Source organism: Edaphobacter sp. 4G125 (assembly GCF_014274685.1).
Classification (GTDB): domain Bacteria; phylum Acidobacteriota; class Terriglobia; order Terriglobales; family Acidobacteriaceae; genus Edaphobacter.
Genome location: NZ_CP060393.1, coordinates 4,091,848 through 4,112,941 on the forward strand (window position 1 = coordinate 4,091,848; position 21,094 = coordinate 4,112,941).

Consider the following 21,094-nt stretch of genomic DNA (forward strand, 5'->3'; position numbering starts at 1 on the left):
CATTTCGAGAGCATCCTACTGACGCGCATTCAGGCCTGTCAACATTAAATCTGACCCCCTGCTTAAACTTTCCCATTGCTCCTGCGTCCTTCAAAAAGAGGAATGAATCGAGCACACCAATCCACCTCTCTCCGGTCCGGCCTGCAAATTCGCTCCATAACCATTAGGCTGGAGAAGGTTATGACCTGCAACGAATCTCATCCATGCTTCCTCCGGTTCGTGCAGAGATACCTCTTTCTCTCTCTTTTTCTCGCCCTTCCCCTGAGTCTCGCGGGATGTAAATCGGCTGTCTCCGCAAAACCCATCGGCACGCCGATTCACATCCAGTCCCCCCTGGGACTCCCACCGGTTCCCATTCCCGCCGATAATCCCCCTACGGCAGAAACCATCGCACTTGGCCGTCGTCTCTTCTACGATCCTCAACTCTCCAAGGACAACACTCTCTCCTGTGCAAGCTGCCATAAACCGCAGTTCTACTTCACTGACGGCCTCCGGGTTTCGAAAGGAGTAGGTGGAGCCACAGGAGTCCGCAATGCCCCCACCCTTCTCAACGTCGCCTATCAACCCTTTCAATTCTGGGACGGGCGCGCCCTGACTCTAGAAACTCAGGCCGCCTCGCCCATGTCCGATCCCGTGGAGATGAATCAGCCTCACAAAATTTCCGTTTCCAAGCTCACTCACGACCCCACCTATCCTCCGCTCTTCCGCGAAGCCTTCGGGACCAGCAACATTACTCTTGAGCGCATCGAAAATGCGCTCGCCAGCTTCGAACGCACTCTTCTCAGCGGGAACTCCGCCTTCGATCATTATCAGTTCGGTGGCGATAGCCACGCCCTCACACCAGAACAGGTGCGCGGCCTGGCCGTCTTCCTCGACCCCAATCGAGGCAACTGCGCTTCCTGCCACACCATCAGTGCTCAATATGCCCTCTTTACCGATGGCAAATTCCACAACACGGGAGAAGGTGTCACCGACGAAGGAACCTTCAAAGACGTCGGCCGCTTTCAGCAGACCCACGTCGAAACCGACCGTGGAGCCTTCAAAACTCCCACGCTTCGCAACGTCGCTAAAACCGCTCCTTATATGCACGATGGAAGCCTTCAGACGCTGCGCCAGGTCGTCGACTTCTACGCAGGAGGAGGAAATTCCAATCCCGATCTCGATAAAGAGATGAAAAGCATTCACCTCTCCGGTCAGGATCGCGCGGATCTCGTTGAGTTTCTACAATCTCTTACAGGCGATCTCCCGCCGAACGTCGGACCTCCAGCAAAGGACAAAGAATAAATATGACCCGCAGCCTTCGCAGACTCATCCCTCTTTGCCTTGTCTCCGCTCTTCTGCCCATCGGATGCTCCCGCAAATCGGAGCAGACTGCGCCCGCCAAAACCGCTCAACCAGCAGTCACCTATTTCCACGTCGATCCTGCCACTGCTGGATCTATCACCGGGACCATTCGCTACACCGGCAAACTACCTCCGCGTAAAGCGATCGACATGAGTGAAGACCCTGCCTGTGTCGCAGCGCATCATGGCAAAACCTATGATGAATCGCTCGCTGTAAGCACCCACCGTTCGCTGGCAAACGTCTTCGTCTACATCAAGAGCGGCCTCGAAGGAAAGAACTTCCCCACGCCCACCGAACCCGTCGTCATCGACCAGAGCGGCTGCTGGTTCCATCCCCATGTCCTCGGAATCCAGGTAAACCAGCCCTTACAGATTGTTAACTCCGACCCGGTGACTCATAACATTCATCCCATGGCCGAAATCAATCGCGAGTGGAACCATAGTCAGGGCCCCGGCGATGCTCCGCTCAATCGCAAGTTCATCAAGCCCGAGATCATGATCCCGGTAAAGTGCAATATCCATAGCTGGATGCACGCCTACATCGGAGTCCTCGATCATCCATACTTCTCCGTCTCGAAAGACGACGGTTCTTTCACCATCAGCAACCTTCCGCCCGGAACCTACACTCTCGCCGTGTGGCAGGAAAAGCTGGGAACGCAGGAGCAGCAGATCACTATCGCTCCTCAGCAACACGCTACTGCCGACTTCACCTACAAAGGAAAATAACGAATGCCTAAGACTTTCAATCGAGCTCTCTTCTTCGCCTGTGCATTCTCTCTGCTGATTGGTTGCAAGTCGCAGAACACTGCCACTACTCCTGCCTCCCCTGCACCTCCCGCAGAATCCGGTGCGCCAAAGATCTACGTCACCAACGAAGTCTCCGGCGATCTCTCCATCATCGACAGCGGAAACTACAATGTTCTGGCCACTGTTCCTCTCGGCAAGCGTCCTCGTGGGATCCACGCCAGCCCCGATCAAAAGACAATCTATGTCGCGCTCAGCGGAACCCCCATCGCCGGCCCCGACGTCGACGAGAGCACGCTTCCCCCTGCCGATAAAAGCGCAGACGGAATCGGCATCTTCGATGTCGTGCAGCGAAAGATCGTCAAAATCATCCCTGGAGGCTCCGATCCTGAAAATTTCGATATCAGCCCCGACGGAAAACAGCTCTACATCTCCAACGAGGACATCTCCAGCGTAAGCATCATCGACATTGCTTCAGGCACCATCGTCAAAACCCTCAAGATGGGCGGCCAGCCTGAAGGAGTCAAAGTCACTCCGGATGGCAAACAAGTCTACGTCACCTCCGAAGAAAACAGCGAGATCTCTGTGCTCGATCCCGCAGCCGGAAAGATCGTCTCCACCTTCAAGGTTGGCCACCGCCCTCGTAATGTCGCCTTTACGCCAGATGGCAAGCTCGCCTACATCAATGCGGAAAACGATGGCACCGTCGTCGTTGTCGATACAAAGCGGCACAAAGTCGTCAAGACTATCCAGATTGGGCAGCCTGGCATCATCAAGCCCATGTTTGTTCTTCTCTCACCCGATGCGAAAAAGCTCTACGTCAGCACCGGTCGAGGTCACAAGGTCTTCACCATCGACACCGCAACCGACAAGGTTCTCGGTTCGGTCGAGGTCGGTCAGCGTCCCTGGGGAATCGCGCTCTCACCTGATGGAAACACGCTCTACTCTGCCAATGGTCCGTCGAATGACGTCACCGCTGTGGATGTCGCTACAAACTCGGTCATCAAAAAGGTGCAGGCAGGCAAAGGCCCCTGGGGAATCATCGTCCTGAAATAAATACAACACCCAAAGCTCGTTATGCAGTGCAAAGAGCCCGCGACTTTATCGTGGGCTCTTTGCCGAACGCTCCTTCGCTTACACCGGTCTTCGCGTATGAAAGTACTTCTGATAGGCGGCAATCCAGTTGCTCGCGATCTCGCGCTGCGCTTGCGCGAGTGTGATCTTCCTCTCACAGACCATCCGTGAAAGATGACGCTCCAACGCATCTTTCGCGTGTGCGTTCCACGTCGTCTCCTTATAGGACTGTGGCCACAGATTCCGCACATCGTCCGTACCACCCAGTTGCGGACTGATCAGATAGTCCACCTGAAAGTCCTTCGCCGAATGCTCCATCGAGATCCCATATTCCCGAAAAACTGCCTTCTGCGTTTCTTGTGGAAGCTCAGGATCAAAATCGTTGTCGTCATTCGCGGAGCACACGGCTGCGAGCTCGACCGGTCTCGTCATCCCTGGAGTCAGCCCGCGGTTCGGCAAAGAAAACGTAATCTCGCCATTCGATCTCTGCCAACGCGGCAAACATACCAACACAGCGACCACACACGCCGCAGCTCCAGCCCAACGCAGCTTCTCCGCGCCCGAGATTCCCTTCATCCAACCACGAACGCCGGAACGCTTCACCGCCGCAAGCTCTGATCCCGGCTCACGATGCACATCCGATATCGTTCCACTCAAATCAGCATTCAAGGAACTGTTCAGCTCTTCTGCAATCCCTCGCGTCTCTGCCAACGCAGCGCGACACTCACAGCACTCTTTGAGATGCGTCTCCGCGCGCGATACCTCCTCCAGCGACATCTCTCCATCGACAAACTGAATCCGTTCTGTTTGAGATAAGTGGCCCAGTCTCACGAGTCACCTCCTTCGCTTCGCCGCAACCGCTCCAATGACCGGCCTAGCGAATTCGCTACTCCTCCGAGAGAGATTCCTAACACCTCCGCAATCTCCCGATACTTTAAACCTTCAGCCCGCAGTTGCAGGCACAAACGGTCTATCTCTGGCAGCGCATCAAAAACTCTTCGGAGCCGCATCTGTCTCTCCGTAAAGAGAAAGTCTTCCTCAGGACTTGGAACATCGCTTAAAACTCCGTCCCATCCTTCACTCTTTCCAAAATCTTCTCTGCGGTATCGGATTCTCCGTTTTAAGGCCATGTGATGGGTCACACGAAAGATCCATCCCGCCAGGTTGTCGCGTGGTTTTCCCAATTCAAGATGATGGAACAGCGCCAGGAATACTTCGTGGATTACATCCTCTGCATCCTGCATCTTCAATCCCAGGGAGATCGAATATCGAAGCAGGCGCAGGCGAAACTCACCGTAAAACTGAAGCAGTTCTTCTTCAAGCGCGAGGGTCTCCTCTCCAGAGGGAAGCCTCTCCAGCGTCGCCGATTTCAATTTAGAGATTTCAAGCATATTTGAGACGTCTCAAACCAAGCATTCGAACAATCCGCATGGACAGAAGTCAACCCGCTTATTTTCCGAAAAAATATCCTGAACAAAATCTCCCCTTCCGGAATATCTCATCGACACACTTCCTTCAGAATCCATCCGGCGACGTTCGCCTAAAGGTGACATGGCATCTCGTATCTCAGGCTCTCTGCTCTCTTGCTTTCTGCTCGCTTCCATCTTTACCCATGCTCAGAAGAATGAGCAACCCTCTTCAAATCGCAGCGAGATCAGCATCCACGTCACCGACCCCTCGGGAGCAGCTCTCCGAGCCCGCTGCGCAGTCGATGGGCTCTCCAATTCGGTCGCCATCTCCGTTCCAACGGATTCGCACGGGACCTGCACTGCACATGATCTCCCCTTCGGAGGGTATCGCATCGAGATCTCCCGCAACGGATTCGCCAGCCGCTCCCTCCAGCTCGACATCGATTCCACCGCACCGTTCCAACGAACAATCGCTCTGCAGGTTCAGGGAGTCGCTACGGCAATCACTGTTGTTTCCCCCACTCCTATCGGCAACGAGAGCCTTTCTATCGAACAAACCCCCGTTCCAGTCCAGAGCCTTACCGCGGACGACATCGGCCATACCAATGCCCTTGATCTCACCGATGTCCTGAATAAGCGCATCAACGGCATCTACATTAATGAGAACAACGGCAATCCCTTCCAGCCCGATGTTAACTATCGCGGCTACACCGCATCTCCTCTGCTTGGTACTCCTCAGGGACTCTCCGTCTACCTCGATGGCGTTCGTCAAAACCAGCCCTTCGGAGATGTTGTCTCCTGGGACCTCATCCCTAAAGTCGCCATCCAGGACACGGAATTGATCCCCGGTTCCAATCCGCTCTTCGGGCTCAACACCTTAGGCGGTGCCATCGCAGTCCGCACAAAAGACGGATCAAACAATCAGGGACTCACTGTACAGGCGATCGGCGGGACCTTCGGCCGCGCCTCCGTCGAGGGTGAGTACGGCGGATCAAACGGACGAGATCTCGACTGGTATCTCGCCGGCAACTACTTCCGCGAAGACGGCTGGCGCAAGTTTTCACCCTCGCAGATCAGGCAGTCCTTCGCCAAGCTGCGCTGGAACCGCGAACGCACCAGCATCGCGCTCTCCGGTGCCTATGCCATCAATAACCTCACCGGCAATGGGCTGCAGGACTTCCGCTTCCTCAACAAGGACTACAGCAGCGTCTACACCATCCCCGATACCCTCTGGGACCACTCGCCCTCACTCACTCTCAACGCCGCCCACCAGATCAGCGATCACTGGAGCCTCTCCGGTAATCTCTACTTCCGCCACGTTCGCACCGACACCACCAACGGCGATATCAACAACGATTCTTTTGACCAATCTCTCTACAACCTCAGCGCAAGCGATATCGCTGCACTCAAAGCTGCCGGATACAGCGGCTTTCCCACGACCGGAAACTCCACCACCGAACCCTTCCCCTACTGGAGATGTATCGCTCAGGCTCTGCAAGAAGACGAGCCTGCCGAAAAGTGCACCGGCTCCATTACCAACACTCGCACCCAACAGAACAACTATGGCTTCTCTGGACTCCTCTCTTGGCGCACCGCCCATAATCTCTTCTCCGCGGGGGCCGGCTGGGATCGTAGCTCAATGACTTATCAGCAGTTATCACAGTTCGGGTATCTCAATACCGATGGTGTCTCCATCACACCGGTCGACGCCTACGCCGATGGTTCCACGAACCAGGACGGCTCGCCCGTCGATACTCGAGTTCAGCTTCACGGTACGGTCCAGACCCCCAGCTTCTATCTCACCGATACCTTCACCATGAATCGTTGGTCCATCACAGCGTCCGGGCGATACAACCGCACCACTGTTGACAACATTGATCGACTTCCAGCGAATACTCCAGGACGTGGCTCTCTCACCGGAAACCATGTCTTTCAGCGATTCAATCCTGCGGTTGGTGCTACCTATCAAGCCTCCTCTCTTTTCCATCTCTATGCCAATTACAGTGAAGCCAGCCGCGCACCAACCGCAATTGAGCTGGGCTGTGCCGACCCAAACTTCCCCTGTAACCTTCCCAATGCTCTCGTCTCCGATCCGCCGCTCAACCAGGTGGTCAGCCGGACTGTAGAAGCGGGAGTTCGCAGTCGCCTACAGAACAATCTCCAATGGAGCGCAGGATATTTCTGGGGACAAAACTCTAACGACATCCTCTTCGTCGCTTCCCAACAAACGGGTTTTGGATACTTCCTCAACTTCGGCAAGACTCGCCGCCAAGGGGTCGAGCTCAACCTAAGCGGTCAGTTGTCGCACCTTGCTCTCGGCGGAGGTTATACGTTCCTCAACGCCACCTATCAGTCTTCCCAAACCGTCAATGGAGGAAGTAACAGCACCAACGATAACAGCCTCGCTGGCTTCCCTGGAATCGATGGCGATATCGAGATCACTCCCGGAGACCGTATTCCTCAGATCCCGCAGCACGTCCTCAAGGTCTTCGCAGACTATAAGCCCACACAAAAGTGGCTCATCGACTTCAACGTCATCGCGGCCTCCAGTACTTATGCACGCGGCAACGAGAACAACCAGCATCAACCCGATGGAACCTACTATCTTGGCTCAGGGAGTTCTCCTGCCTATGGCGTCGCAAACGTCGGAGCCCGCTATCTCTTCAGCTCTCGTCTCGAAGCATTCCTGCAACTCAATAACATCCTCGACACGCACTACTACACCGCCGCGCAGTTAGGAACCTCCCCTTACGACAACAACGGCAAATTCATTGCACGTCCATTTCCCTCCAACAGCAACGGAGATTATCCCGTCCGAAACACAACCTTCCTTGCCCCCGGAGCTCCCTTTACTCTCTTCGGAGGGATTCGCATCACGCTTTCGAAGAAGTAGCGCTCCCTCATTCTTCTCAGGTCCTTCACCTCGTGAAAGACCATGAGAAGAGTTCCAGCATTCCTTATCAAAGGTTTCACCCCGGGCGAAGTCGAGGGATCTTTGTATTCTGTATTTCGTATCCTCCTCATCTCTCTCTAGATACCCTCTCAAAATTTCTTTGCTCTTCCGAATGACCTTCTAGCCTTTTTTTGCATCTCTTGTTCATGAAGTTCTCATGCGTCGCGATTGCATAGCTTTGTCGTGCAATCGATGACTTGTGTACGCCGTTTTCGCCACAGGCACTCGTTCTGATGGTGCTCCCAGGGAAGTGAGAGGATATCCGGTCGCAGGTTGCGGCAGGTTGACCTACACAGGTATGCCAGCGAAGCGTTCCTACGCTCTCCGGCATAAACCGGAACTCATCTGGAGCTTTGGTCACGCACGTTGTGCCGCTCCCATTTCAGGAGCCGTGATGAAAACCCATTCTGTTACTCCCTTTTCGAACCGACCCTACGCCATTCTGTTAATTGCTCTGGTCGCGTTCGTGTTTTCTCCGAGAACATCTTTCGCCCAATATCGTGCAGGACTACAAGGCACGGTCAGCGACCCCACCGGAGCCGTCGTACCCGGTGCAACCATTACCATCGTCGACAAAGAAACCAACCAGACCCAGAAGGGCACCACCGACGGAGGCGGAACCTATACCTTCAACCGACTCGCCCCGGCTCCCTACACCGTCACCGTGGAAGCCAAAGGCTTTTCCACCAAGACCGTCGACAACGTCAATATCGCCGGTGAGACGATGCAGGCCCTTGACATCTCCCTCGATGCCGCTGGCGCGCAACAGTCGGTCACCGTCACCGATACCGCACCTGCCATCAACACCGCTACAGCAACCATCGCCGGCACCATCACTGCGCAGCAGCTCCAAACGCTGCCTTCTTCGAATCGCGATCCTTACCAATTGCTACGTCTCACGCCGGGCGCTCTCGGTGATGGCTCACAACAAGCAGGTGGCGGAAGCTATTCTCTTCCCGGCAATGGCGGTATCGGCGGAAGCGGAGCAAGTGGTGCCTCCGGCAGTATCTTCGCAGTAGAAAACCGTGCTCAGTCCCAGGCCAATGGTGTACGCGTCTCCGGCAACTCCTTCCAGATCGATGGCAGCCAGGTTAACTCTCTTGCATGGGGCGGAGGCGCTGTCATTACTCCCAATCAAGAGTCAGTAAAAGAGGTCCAGACCCAGACCAGTCCTTATGACGCGACCAATGGACGCAATAGCGGCGCACAGGTTTTGATCGTCTCTAAAAATGGCACGAACGACTTTCACGGAAGCACATTCTTCAAATTTCATCGTCCCGGTCTGAACGCCTACCAGAGGTGGAATGGTCCCGACTCTACTGCTCCAGGCGCCGACCACACTAAAACTCTTATTCGCGACAATAATCAGTTCAATCAATTAGGCGGCAGTGTCGGAGGACCGATCTGGAAGAACCACATCTTCTTCTTCTTTTCGTATGAAGAGCTTCGTAGCAGTGGAGCTTTGCAGCAACCGCCAAAGTGGTATGAGACTCCAGAGTTCGATCAATTAGTTGCCCAGCGAAAACAAGGCGGCGTCTCCGCTGCTATCGTTGGCTATCCCGGTGAAAGTGTTACCGGCGCCACCGTCAATCCAAATTCCACCTGCGCCTTCGTCAATCTACCTGCTGCATATTGCCGAACGGTTCCCTACAATGGCGGAACCGCACTCGACTTGGGCTCGCCGCTCGCGAGTCCGCTCGGCACCGCCGACCCCTCTTACGTCAGCAACAATGCTCCCGGCATCGGTGGCGGCTTCGATGGCGTCCCAGACGTTTTTCTTGCCAACACAGTCAACCCAACGACCAGCACCGCCCAACAATTCAACGGTCGCCTGGACTGGCAACTCAATCCTCGCGACCTGATCGCCTACACCGTCTATTGGGTTCCTACTTCAACCACCTCGTATAACGGCCCCAACAGAGCAGCGAATCTCTGGCATTCGGACCGCCTCGCCTACACGCACGCCGCACTCTGGAATCATATCTTCAATCCCACCCTGTTGAACGAATTCCGGCTCAACGGTGTGCGCTGGTACTTCAACGAAGTCACTTCCAATCCGCAAGAGCCCTTCGGGCTTCCCCGCGGCACTCTCGATACGATGGGAGGAATCAATACAGCCGATTTTCAAACCTTTGGTGCACCCGGCCCTGGCAACTTTGCCCAAACGACATACAACGTTCGCGATACCCTCACCAAGACCTGGGGCTCACATAACATCCGCATGGGCTTCGATGGTTATCGCGAGCTCGATAACGACACGCAGACCGGCGCCGCAATTCCCAACTACACCTTCCGTAACCTGTGGGAGTTCGCCAACGACCGTCCACGTCTGCTCAATGGAAACTTCGATCCCCGCACTGGCGCTCCCACCTCGGCCACCAAGCACATTCGTTCCTACATCTACGCCGGTTATGTTCAGGACGACTGGCGTGTCAGCCCAAACCTCACGCTTAATCTTGGCATGCGCTGGGAGTACTTCACACCCACCACCGAGAAGAACAACAACATCAGCAATCCTGTGCTCGGCACCGGAGCTCAAACTCTAACCGGCACCACCATGAAAGTCGGCGGCGATCTCTACAAGACCAGCCCCAACAACTGGGGACCGCAGTTCGGCTTTGCCTATTCCATCAATCCGTCTTCAAACCATCTAGCTGTCGTCCGTGGTGGATTCGGCATCGCCTACAACCGCATGCAACAAGCTGTTACTCTCAACGGCCGTTCCAATCCTCCACTGGTCACGCAGATCAATGCTGTCTGTACGAATACCACTCTCACCAACTGCCCGGGAGTCATCTACGCGGCATCTTCAAGCCCAACCAACATCAACGGGTATCCTTCGAATCCCACCGCGATTGCCACCTTCGGCCCCAATGGCCTGCCCGTCGGAGGAGCACCGTTGCAGATTCAAGCCATTCAACAAAATCTGCCTACTCCGCTGACTTACAAAACGTCCCTGGGCGTGGAATATGCTCTTGCCTCACGCTGGGTTCTCAGCCTCGGATATCAGGGCAGCATCTCGCGCCATTACACCCGCCAGACCAACCTCAACTGGATCTACTATCCCAACCTGAACCCATCCATCAGCTCGTTCAACTACTTCCTGAACGATGTGAGCGCCAGCTCCCACGCCTTCCTTGCGGAGGTTCGGCACGACTTCGGTCGCAACTTCAGCATGACTGGCCAATACCGCTGGGGCAAGATCATGGATACAGCATCGCAGGACTACTACATCGACTACTACCCCTATGACAATCGCTTCGCCTACGGCCGGGCCGACTACGATGTCACTCACAACGCGAAGCTCTTCGGAACCTATGCTCCGAAGTTCTTCCCCCACAATCGCCTGATGGAAGGCATCTTCGGCGGCATCCAACTCAGCGGCATCATCCAGTACCACACCGGCTTCCCTTGGACCCCCGTCTATACCAACACGGGCTGCAACGTCGTCTATGTCGGCAGCGGATATTGCACTCTTCGCCCCGGCGCTCAGATCGCACGTGGCACCGGCGATACCAGCAACGATACCTTCAAACGGACAGGCGGCCAGTTCCCCAACGGTGGCCTCGCTTATTTCACCGTACCCAGTTATCCCACAACAGGAGCTCCTCCACCTCCAGGTGTAGGACGCAACAGCCTCCACGGCCCAAACTACTTTGACACCGACATGGATGCGCAGAAGACCTTCGGGATTCCCAGCAACAGCATCCTTGGCGAAAACGCCGGACTCACCATCCGCGCCATGTTCTTCAACATCTTCAACCAGACCAACATCACGCCCTTCAATACAGGAGACGACAATACCATCATCACTAACCCAACCTTCGGCCAGGGCAAAACGGCTCTTGGCTCACGCACCATCGAGTTCCAGGCCCGCTTCAGCTTCTAAAGCGTGCCAACAATGGAAAGTTCATCTTGATGTGTCATCCTGAGCGAAGTTTGGCACACAAGGTGGCAAACGAAGTCGCAGGACCTGCGTTTGTCAGGTTCTCTACACTTCAATCAAGAAAGGAGCGCCTACGAGGCGCTCCTTTCTTCGTCCCTCCTCAGGAGCTTCCACAATGAACTGCCTTCGACTCTCTTCTCTGAAAGCTCTCCTGCTCCTTCCTCTACTTGGTACTCTTTCCCTTTCCGCGCAAACCATCACCATCGATGCCAACGCCCCCACTACTCCCTTCCCTCACTTCTGGGAGGAGATGTTTGGCTCCGGTCGCGCCGCGCTCGTCCTTCGTCAGAGCTACCTCAATGACCTCAAAGCCGTAAAGCAGGTCACCGACTTCCGTTACGTCCGCTTCCACGCCATCCTGCACGATGAGCTCGGCGTCTACAACGAGGACGAACATGGCAACCCCGTCTACAACTTCGCCTACGTCAACCAGGTCTACGACAATCTGCTTGCCAATGGTGTGCGGCCCGTCGTCGAGATCGGCTTCATGCCCAAAAAACTCGCCTTCAATCCCGATGCCCTGCATCCCTTCTGGTACAAGCAAAATGTCTCGCCGCCGAAGTCGATGGAAAAGTGGGATGGCCTCATCACCGCCTTCGCAAAAAATCTAGTGCAGCGATACGGTATCGATGAAGTCTCGCAGTGGTACTTCGAGGTCTGGAACGAACCCAACATCGACTTCTGGAACGGCATCCCTCGCCAGCGAAGCTACTTCGAGCTCTACGATCACACCGCGCGCGACCTCAAGGCTGTAAGCCCTCGTCTGCGTGTTGGAGGCCCTGCAACCGCAGCCGCACAGTGGGTCTCGGCTTTCCTCAAACACACCGCTGAAAACAACGTCCCCGTCGACTTCGTCTCCAGTCACGGTTATGCCGACGATACCGTCGAAAACATGTTCCCCGACGATCCCAGCGTCCCCAAAGATCTCCCCATGGATCAGCGCGTCTGCCGCGCCATCGGCATGGTGCGCAATCAGATGAAGGCCGCAGGTAAACCAAAGCTGCCACTCTTCTGGACAGAGTGGAATGTCCCCGGGCATAACCAGTCGCGCGATACCACCTACGTCGGCGCGGCTCTCGCCAACACTGTTCGTCAGTGCGACGGCCTCGTCGACATGATGTCCTTCTGGACCTTCTCCGACGTCTTTGAAGAAGGTGGCCCTGGCCCTCGTCCCTTCATCGGCCAATTCGGTCTTCGCGCTGAGTTCGGAATTAACAAACCGAGCTACTATGGATTCGCATTGCTGCATCAACTCGGTGATCGCCGCATCGCCAACAACTCACCTGACATCATCGTCACGAAGTTATCCGATGGCAGCTTGAAGATCGCCGCATGGAACCTCGTCGATCCCGACCCTGACTCACTCAGCAAGGCTAAGCCCCGTACTCTCACCCTGGTTCTTCGCGGAACCTCTGCCTCGGCTCGCGCCACCACCCAGCGCGTCGACAATGAACACGGAAATGTCCTTCCCGAATACGCAAAGATCGGCAAACCGGACTACCCCACACCCCAGCAAGTCGAACAGTTGAATCGAGCTACCGCTCTCCCCACCCCAGAAGAGACTCATCTACAGGACCATCAACTCACCGTGACGCTCGAACCCAACGCACTGCTCCTCATCACCGTGACTCCATGATCGGTGCATAATCTTGACTGTCATTCTGAGCGGAGCAACGCAGAAAAGAATCCCCGTATTTCATCTCACCAACAACTCACTAGGGTGTCATTCCGAACGAGCTCACCACCAATCTCCTGCTCAAGCGGGTGCTCCATTCATGGAGCAGAGCAACATGAATGGGAACATTCCAGCGAAGTCGAGGAACCTGCTTTCGACCGCGTCCCACCAGTTTCGCGCCCTCAAACTCTGTCAAGCCAAAAATCCATTCAAATCACACAAAACAAATGACATACGCATTGCGGATTACCCCTATTAGCTTTGTTAAACTAAAAATAGCGGCCAGAAAGGTCAGCTCTCTTTGGGGAAATAATTGCCTCAATAAATCATTTATTTTGAATACTTTGACACTTTACTTCCTTATTTTTCTATATTTCGCGCAATTAGTCCGAAGCTAAGCTCCATGTTTTGAATACTTTGCGCAAAAAATGATAGGGGGGAGGGATACACACGAACGACGCGCCGAGTCTGGCAGCATCCTTTATGCATCCTAGTCTCTGAGAATGCGCAAATCTGAAAAGCGGAGATCTCTTCTTCTCATGGTGCTTCATCGGCAGCGGCGAGGCAGCCGCTTGTTTTTCTGCATCATCACTTTAACTCTGGGGATGATGACGATCGTATCGGCAAAAGCGCAAACCGGCGAGATGCTTCGTATCGACGCGAAGGCCCAGACCACTCCCTTTCCTCATTTTTGGGAAAGAGACTTCGGCTCCGGCCGCGCCATCCTCTCCCTGCGTGAGAGTTATCGCAAAGACCTTCGCTCGGTTAAAGAGATCACCGACTTTCAGACCGTGCGTTTCCACGGCATCTTCATGGATGACGTCGGACTGTACGATCCGGATCGCAGGCCAGTTCAGTTCGCTCAGATGAAGAACACCACCGTCATCTCGCCGGAGATGATGGGCGACTACAACTTCTCTTACATCGACCAGATCTATGATGGCCTGCTCGAGCAAGGAGTCCGGCCTTTCGTCGAGCTGAGCTTCATGCCCAAGAAGCTCGCCTCCGATCCGGCTGCGCTCCACCCGTTCTGGTACAAGCAGAATGTCTCGCCCCCGAAGGACTACGCGCAATGGGACGCGATGATCACTGCCTTCGTACAACACTTAGTCAATCGGTACGGGCTGGATGAGGTATCGCACTGGAACTTCGAGGTCTGGAACGAACCTAACATCGACTTCTGGGCCGGAAAGCCAAAGCAGGAAACTTACTTTGAGCTGTACGCCCACACCGCGCTGGCAATCAAGAAAGTAAGCCCGCGTCTCCGTGTCGGTGGACCCGCGACAGCACAAGCTGCATGGGTTGGAGACTTCCTCCGACACTGCAAAGAGAAGAACATTCCAGTCGATTTCGCATCGAGCCACGTCTATGCCAACGACAGCGCGAAAGACGTCTTCCACACGGAAGAAAACATCCCGCGCGATCGCATGGTCTGCCGCTCCGTCCGCAAAGTGCATGATGAGATCACCACTTCACCGCTGCCCAAAACCCCGCTGATCTTCAGTGAGTACAACGCCAGTTACGCCAACGAACCCAACGTCACCGACACCATCTACATGGGGCCGTGGCTGGCGACCACAATCAGCCAGTGCGACGGACTCGTCGAGTCGCTGAGCTATTGGACTTTCTCCGATGTCTTTGAAGAACAGGGTGTTGTCCGGACTCCGTTCTATGGAGGCTTTGGCTTGATCGCTGAAGACCACATCCAGAAGCCGGCCTTCCATGCCTTTGCCATGCTGCACCAGCTCGGCGATCAACGTATTGCGCTGAACTCAGACTCTGCTCTTGCGACACGCCGCTCCGATGGCTCGCTCGCCATCGCGCTCTGGAACTACGCTCCACCGGACGGCACGGGAGCCGCTTATACGAAGCCTCCTGCCAGCCGCGGCCCAGAACGAACGTTCACCTTACAGCTGGCGGGAGTCGCATCCAACGCAGCAGCAACGATTCTGCGCGTCGACGAGACACATGGCAATGTAATCCCTGCCTATGACGCGATGGGCCGGCCGGCGTTTCCTTCACGGGAAGAGATCGTGAAGCTGCGCGATGCTGGAAAAGCAGCGCCTTCCGAACATGCCACCTTGAAAAACGGAACCCTGACGATTCAGGTTCCACCCCAGGGACTTGCTGTAGTCCTCATCAGCAACCGAAAGGCAACACGCTAAACTTCAAGGGTGCCGGCTACTCCGAATGTCGACCATGGCAGTTCCAGCATGAAGGTTACGCGGCGAAGCGCTACCCGGCTGATCGCGGGCTCACTTCTCTCCGGTCTTGCTCTCCCGCAGCTGTCGGAGCAGTTTGCCTTTGCAGCTCCGCGTCCGGGTGCGCTCGACCCCGCCTCAACAGCCTTTCTCGATGAGATGGAGCGCCAGGCCTGCCTCTACTTCTACGAACAGGCCGACCCCTCAACCGGCCAGGTGCTGGATCGAGCGAACAACCACACCACCACGGGTCAGATCGATCCGCGCTTCGCCTCAAGCATCGCAGCCACGGGATTTGGGCTAACGGCACTCTGTATCGCCGACAGCCGGAAGTATCTTCCGGCAAACAAGATTCGCCAGCGCATCCTCGCAACGCTTCAGTTCCACTTGAAGCCGATGCCGACCGAGCATGGCTTTTACTATCACTTCAACGATGTGAAGACCGGTCTGCCGCTGTTGAACATCGAAGTCTCACCCATCGATACAGCCATCCTGCTATGCGGAATTCTGACCTGCCGGGCCTACTTCAAAGACCCTAAGATCACCGATCTTGCAACCCAGATCTTCAACCGCGTCGACTGGCCCTGGATGCTGAACGAAGGCAAGACTTTCGCACTAGGCTGGCTGCCAGCAACGGGGTTTCTGACTCCGCGATGGGACCACTATGCCGAGATGATGATGATGTACCTCTTGGCCATCGGTTCGACAGCCCATCCGATCGATCCTTCGTATTGGAAGAACTTCTCTCGTCCACGCGTCCGGTTCGGAAACTTCAATTACATCAGCGGCCATGACCCGCTCTTTATTCATCTCTACTCTCATGCGTGGTTCGACTTCTACCGCAAGCGCGATACATATGCGGATTACTTTGCCAATTCCGTAACGGCGGTTCGCGCACACAAGGCGTTCTGCCTAAGCCTGAACCGCGGATATAACGATGACTACTGGGGAGTGACCGCATCGGACTGGATGCACGGTTACGCGGCCTGGGGAGGCCCCCCGCTGATCGGACCAGTCGACGGCACTGTTGTTCCATGCGCCACGGCAGGATCGATGCCATTCCTTCCGCACGATTGCCTACGCGTCCTTCGTTCGCTCAAAGATAAATACGGCCAGTATGCCTGGGGGCGGTACGGTCCTTGCGATGCGTTCCATCCTTCGCTTGCTTGGTTCGACGCCGACGTACTCGGCATCGATCTCGGCATCAGTCTCCTCATGATCGAAAACTTTCGCTCCGGCTTTGTATGGAAGACCTTCATGCAGAACATGGAAGCCCAAAACGCCATGAAACTGGTTGGGTTCCGCAGTTATTAGTTTCTGGCAGCTAGGCTACTTTTCGGGCCTCTTCATCTCCAGCAGGCTTCGAGGGAAGCGCCTCATCCAAGGCTTCTCGAGATTCCTTGCTGAGAGGCTTTTCGTGCAGCAGCAGTTCTGTAGCGCGGACAATCGGATTCGCATGGAACCACCGCTGGAACGCACCTTCACGAAGCAGATTAGTCACCGCAAGCAAACTCATCCCCTGATGGTGAGCCATCCATGATCGAACCATCCTGGGCTCATTACCTTCGGTGTAGTCCGCGGCCTCGTAGAAGCCATAATCACCCACCCATTGCGTCGCTTCCATTCGCCGAAGATTTTCAATGGCTTCATCGCGCAGAAGCGGCAAAGCAAGGAACGTCGAATAAGGCGAGATCACTGGGCCATCTTCCGCTCCATACTTCAGGGCAACTTGCGGAATACCCCAGGCCTGATATCCATATCGACCAGAATCATCGGTCTTCGCAAATCCGGATTCCGAAATGCCCCAGGGGATATTACGGACATGGTCGCGTTGAATCCTCACGGCAGACTCCAGCGATCGCGTGATCAGCGTGTTGGGATAGAGCCGCATCCACAATGCAGGCATCATGTACTCGAACATCGTGCCAGTCCACGACAACAGGCAGGCTCGCCCTTTGACGAGGACATGCGATCGATCGAGCCGGAACCACGATTCCTGCGCAATATCTCCCTTCGCGACAGCGAGAAAGAAAGCCATCCTCGCCTCAGAAGCCAGCAAATCGTAACAGGCACCGTACAATTCACCGGTTACACCGTCGTATCCAATGGAAAGAAGGTTCCGAGACTTCACGAGGAGGAAGCCATATTGCATTGCATCGGCATAACGATTCGACCGCTCCGTGATCTCCTGCAACTCGGAGCAGAGCTGTGATGCACGATTTTTTGCAGTGGAGAGCTTCTCGCATAACTCGAGGGTAAGCGGTTGCAACTGTGGCGATACAGGCATCGAAGCGAGTTTCGCTTCCAACTCCGTTGCATAAGCCGTAGTCTTCAGAAGACTGACAGGCTCCGGAGCAACAGACGCAAAAAGAGGATCAAAGCGTTGGGACAGCCAGGGTGCATAAAGCTCAACAAACTCCGCCCATTCACTTCGACACCGCTTCCGTTCTTCGGTCACCCAATTACTAACCTGTTTGCCTGCTTCTTCAGAGTTTGAGAGCCAGCCTTCGCGGGTAATCGGCTTTTTCAGAAGCTCAATCGCTCCTGTATGCAGTGAATAAAAGGACGCAGCCAGGTTGCCGCTATCGACCGCCGAAACGATGCGCGGCGAGATTGGCTGCAAAGTCTCAATGTCGTACCAGTTGTAAATGTGGCCGCGCTGCTTTTCCAACCCATCATAGGTGTTGAGCGTTCCGAGAGTCGCTTCGGCAAACTGTGCAGGCGTAATGAAACCGAACTCACATGCAGCCTGCCGAGCATTCAACAACATCCCTAAATTTGTGGGAGAGAGTTTCCGCACCTGATGCAGATTGTTCTCTTCCACGTTGTCAGGAATGAGCCAGTGATTTTCCGGACCGCCAAACTCCAGGAAGTACCGCCAGATCAGCAGGGCATGACGCTCAAGAAACTTATGTTCTGCAGCCTTGAGAGGTCCTTCGACTGCGCGCGGCGATGAGTTAACCCACGTTGCCACCGCCGGAGCGAGAGCCCATAGCACCAAGACAGGAAAGGCCGCAAATAACGATTGGGGATGCGCAAGTGCAAGTCCAATCGCAATTGTGAGCGCGATAACAGGCGAGAGCTTCAGGTAGGTATCGAGCTGACCTCGCCCAGTATTCGTTTCCGATTGTGCTGCCGTCTCCCAATCCAGCAGATTTTTCCCAGAAAGGAAGACACGAATCAGCGAACGAATAATCGCATCGAGCGACAGCAACATGTGATGCGGAAGGAAGATGAGATTCAGCAGAGTAATCGAAAGCGACGAGATAAAGGTTTTAAATCCATCGCGAACGGCTGCGAAGCTTCTACTGAATAACGCTCGACTCAGATTGAAGCCCAACTGCACCAACCCGGGAAGCAGGATCAGCAGTAAAACTGTAATGGTCCAGTAAAGCGCTCCTCCAGGCAGAAAGAACCAGCCGAAGACAAAGAGGAGAAATGCAACCGGCTCGATGAGACTGCGACGCAAATTGTCGATAATCTTCCACCGCGAGATGGTGCTGATCGGGTTCAGAACCAGACGTCCATATTCATCCGGCACGACATTGAACAACCAGCGAAGGATCTGCCAGTCTCCACGTACCCAGCGATGTTTCCGCTTCATGTGCGCAGAGTAGTGAGAGGGGTAGTCGTCGATGACCTCGATATCCGAAACCAATCCTGCACGTGCATATGCGCCTTCAATCAGGTCATGCGAAAGAAGAGCGTTCTTTGGAAAACGATGATTCAGGACCTCGTGGAAGGCGCTGACATCGTAGATCCCTTTCCCTGTGAAGATTCCTTCGCCGAAGAGGTCCTGGTAGGCATCGGATACTGCGCGGGCATAAACATCAAAACCGGTCTCTCCCGAGTACAGTTCGGCAAGCCGGGATCGTGAGGCAGACGAAACACTGACTCCTACGCGAGGCTGCAGAATTCCGTATCCCGCCGTAACGATGCGTAGCTTTGGATGGATGATGGCGCGATTGAGCGGATGCGCCATCGTACCCACCATGCGGGCTGCGGTACCGTGAGGAAGCTGCGTATCAGAGTCCAGCGTAATGACGTAACGGATGTGCTCCAACACGCCGAGCGGGCCAGCCTTGCGCGGGAAGCTGTCATGCTCTCCTTCGAGAAAGCGATTCAGATCCAGCAGCTTACCTCTTTTACGCTCCCAACCCATCCACACGCCCTGGCGAGCGTTGAAGGCGCGATGCCGATGCAGCAACAGGAACGATCCAGCCTGGCGACCCGCATATTTCCGATTCAACGCATCGATTGTACGAGCAGCAAGATCAACAAGAGGACCCTCATCGATCTGAGGAGGACGGGCTGCCGTATCCGGCAAATCGGTGAGAAGAGCAAAGTGCAGATTGGGATCCTGATTGGAAAGAAAACGTGCTTCCAGTTCCTCGAGCAGTTCTTCCACCTGCTTTTCGTTCATCAGGAGGGTCGGCACCACAACTAAAGTCGATACTTCCTGAGGGATGCCCTTGGAGAAGTCTAGCTTGGGCAGAGCTTCTGTCTTCATCAATACATTAACGATGCCGTTCACAAGATCGACCGCCCCTTGCGTTGCTGGAAGCAGAGCAAGAAGCAGTGCTGCCATCACTGGCCAGAACTCGTGATGCGGAATCAGCGGCAGGATCATGGCCGTAATGAGAAGTAACGCCAGGATGAAGGTGCCCAGAATATAAAACTCTTCGTTGTACGCGCGGATCAGCTCACGCAACCGCTCAAGTGGCGCAGGGCGAAATCCGATACGAAGCTTAAGTTCGCGCACACCATCCGCAAAGAGGTAGTAGCCGATGTGCGATTTTCTCTTCGACATCCGCGGATCGGAATAGTCCATGCGCTCTGCCGTCTGTGCTAGCTCCAAAGCAATCTGGGCGGTCTGGACTTCATTGGTATCTGCGTGTTGAGCGAATTCTGCGATCCGCAGCCGATACGCAGCGCGAGTCTCTTCCTCCATCCGGGCGAAAACACCTCCAGGATCGAGGCGAAGCACAGCGTCGAAGGCTACCAATGGCTCAAGGATATCTCGCCACTCGATCTGATTCATACGCCGCAGACTGTGAATCGGCGCGGAAAAAGGAGACTGCTCGATGGGAGGCAACTCTCCAGCGGCAAACGCGTTATCGGCACAATTGAGAATGAACTCAAGTTGCGAGAGCTTCAGGGCCTCTGGCAACAGTTCGATCTCCCGGAGACGGAGCGGATGATGACGCTGCATCTGCTCGATGTAAATCGAAAGCGAACCTGGAGACCAAATGCCATTGACCGCAGTCAGGTAGCTGCCCGCGATATGAATGATTTGGGGAAGAACGCCCGCAGGAGGCCGATCCGCAACGGGAACATTGTGATACAGGCTGGCTGCACTCTCTCCCCTCGGAATAATCGACTCAAACATCCTCGCACTCTCGACGAGTTCTAACCTGGGAGTCAGTTCCGTTGTTGAGGCTCCTTGTTTCCATACGGGTACGCGGGAGGCGAGCCAACGCCGAAGATGTTCAAGATGGCGCACGAGGTTTTCGTGATCTTTACCGGGAACCTGGGGACGAAGATGCTTTGCCAGCTCATCGGCGTGTCGACGCAACTCTGTCTCACTCACCGATGGTTCTTCCGGCAAGCCTGTCGACGCAGTCTCCTGAACAGGAGCGGTCAATGAAGTTGTGTGTGCCGGCGTGAGATCTTCAGAAAATGCCATCGACTCTAATTCACCTTCTTCCTCGTAGGTCTTACAAAACAATCTGCGCAAAACGACAACTAG

At 55.0% G+C, this 21,094-nt stretch carries 11 protein-coding genes; 8 read left to right on the top strand and 3 right to left on the bottom strand.

The annotated features are described in order from the left end of the window. Positions 1-180: 180 nt before the first annotated feature. Genes H7846_RS17220 through H7846_RS17230 form a run of 3 tightly spaced genes read left to right on the top strand, consistent with a single transcriptional unit; the run spans position 181 to position 3,143 of the window. Positions 181-1,284 carry a cytochrome-c peroxidase gene (locus tag H7846_RS17220; protein ID WP_186693950.1) on the top strand — a complete coding sequence of 368 codons (1,104 nt, stop codon included), beginning with the start codon at positions 181-183 and terminating at the stop codon, positions 1,282-1,284. A 2-nt stretch (positions 1,285-1,286) separates the two neighbouring features. Then, positions 1,287-2,069, top strand: coding sequence for a carboxypeptidase regulatory-like domain-containing protein (locus tag H7846_RS17225; RefSeq protein WP_186693952.1), 783 nt, complete (start codon positions 1,287-1,289; stop codon positions 2,067-2,069). Between the two features lie 3 nt (positions 2,070-2,072). Then, positions 2,073-3,143, top strand: a complete 1,071-nt coding sequence (locus H7846_RS17230) for a YVTN family beta-propeller repeat protein (protein ID WP_186693954.1) — start codon at positions 2,073-2,075, stop codon at positions 3,141-3,143. A 78-nt stretch (positions 3,144-3,221) separates the two neighbouring features. Here H7846_RS17230 and H7846_RS17235 read toward each other — a convergent pair whose 3' ends face one another. Then, the gene (locus tag H7846_RS17235) at positions 3,222-3,992 is read right to left on the bottom strand and encodes an anti-sigma factor family protein (protein ID WP_186693956.1); all 771 of its coding nucleotides are present in this window, start codon (positions 3,990-3,992) and stop codon (positions 3,222-3,224) included. Further along, positions 3,989-4,552 (bottom strand): RNA polymerase sigma factor, encoded by a 564-nt coding sequence (locus H7846_RS17240; protein WP_186693958.1) that lies wholly within the window; start codon positions 4,550-4,552, stop codon positions 3,989-3,991. Before H7846_RS17240 ends, H7846_RS17235 begins: the two co-directional genes overlap by 4 nt. A 160-nt stretch (positions 4,553-4,712) precedes the next feature. On the opposite strand from H7846_RS17240, the gene H7846_RS17245 reads away from it, so the two are divergent. The 5 genes from H7846_RS17245 (at position 4,713) to H7846_RS17265 (ending at position 16,659) form a co-directional block, all read left to right on the top strand. Further along, a complete protein-coding gene (locus tag H7846_RS17245) occupies positions 4,713-7,463 on the top strand; it encodes a TonB-dependent receptor (RefSeq protein WP_186693960.1) in 2,751 nt (916 codons plus the stop codon). A 454-nt stretch (positions 7,464-7,917) separates the two neighbouring features. Continuing rightward, on the top strand, positions 7,918-11,412 hold the full coding sequence (locus H7846_RS17250) for a TonB-dependent receptor (RefSeq protein WP_186693962.1): 3,495 nt from the start codon (positions 7,918-7,920) through the stop codon (positions 11,410-11,412). Between the two features lie 172 nt (positions 11,413-11,584). Next, a complete protein-coding gene (locus tag H7846_RS17255; RefSeq protein ID WP_186693963.1) occupies positions 11,585-13,105 on the top strand; it encodes a GH39 family glycosyl hydrolase in 1,521 nt (506 codons plus the stop codon). A 578-nt stretch (positions 13,106-13,683) separates the two neighbouring features. Then, entirely contained in the window at positions 13,684-15,309 is a 1,626-nt protein-coding gene (locus H7846_RS17260) for a GH39 family glycosyl hydrolase (RefSeq protein ID WP_186693965.1), read from the top strand. 48 nt (positions 15,310-15,357) lie between these two features. Continuing rightward, positions 15,358-16,659: a glucoamylase family protein gene (locus tag H7846_RS17265; protein ID WP_186693967.1), complete on the top strand. Its 1,302-nt coding sequence runs from the start codon at positions 15,358-15,360 to the stop codon at positions 16,657-16,659. A gap of 10 nt (positions 16,660-16,669) precedes the next feature. Here H7846_RS17265 and H7846_RS17270 read toward each other — a convergent pair whose 3' ends face one another. Continuing rightward, a complete protein-coding gene (locus H7846_RS17270) occupies positions 16,670-21,031 on the bottom strand; it encodes a glucoamylase family protein (protein WP_186693969.1) in 4,362 nt (1,453 codons plus the stop codon). Between the last annotated feature and the right edge of the window lie 63 nt (positions 21,032-21,094).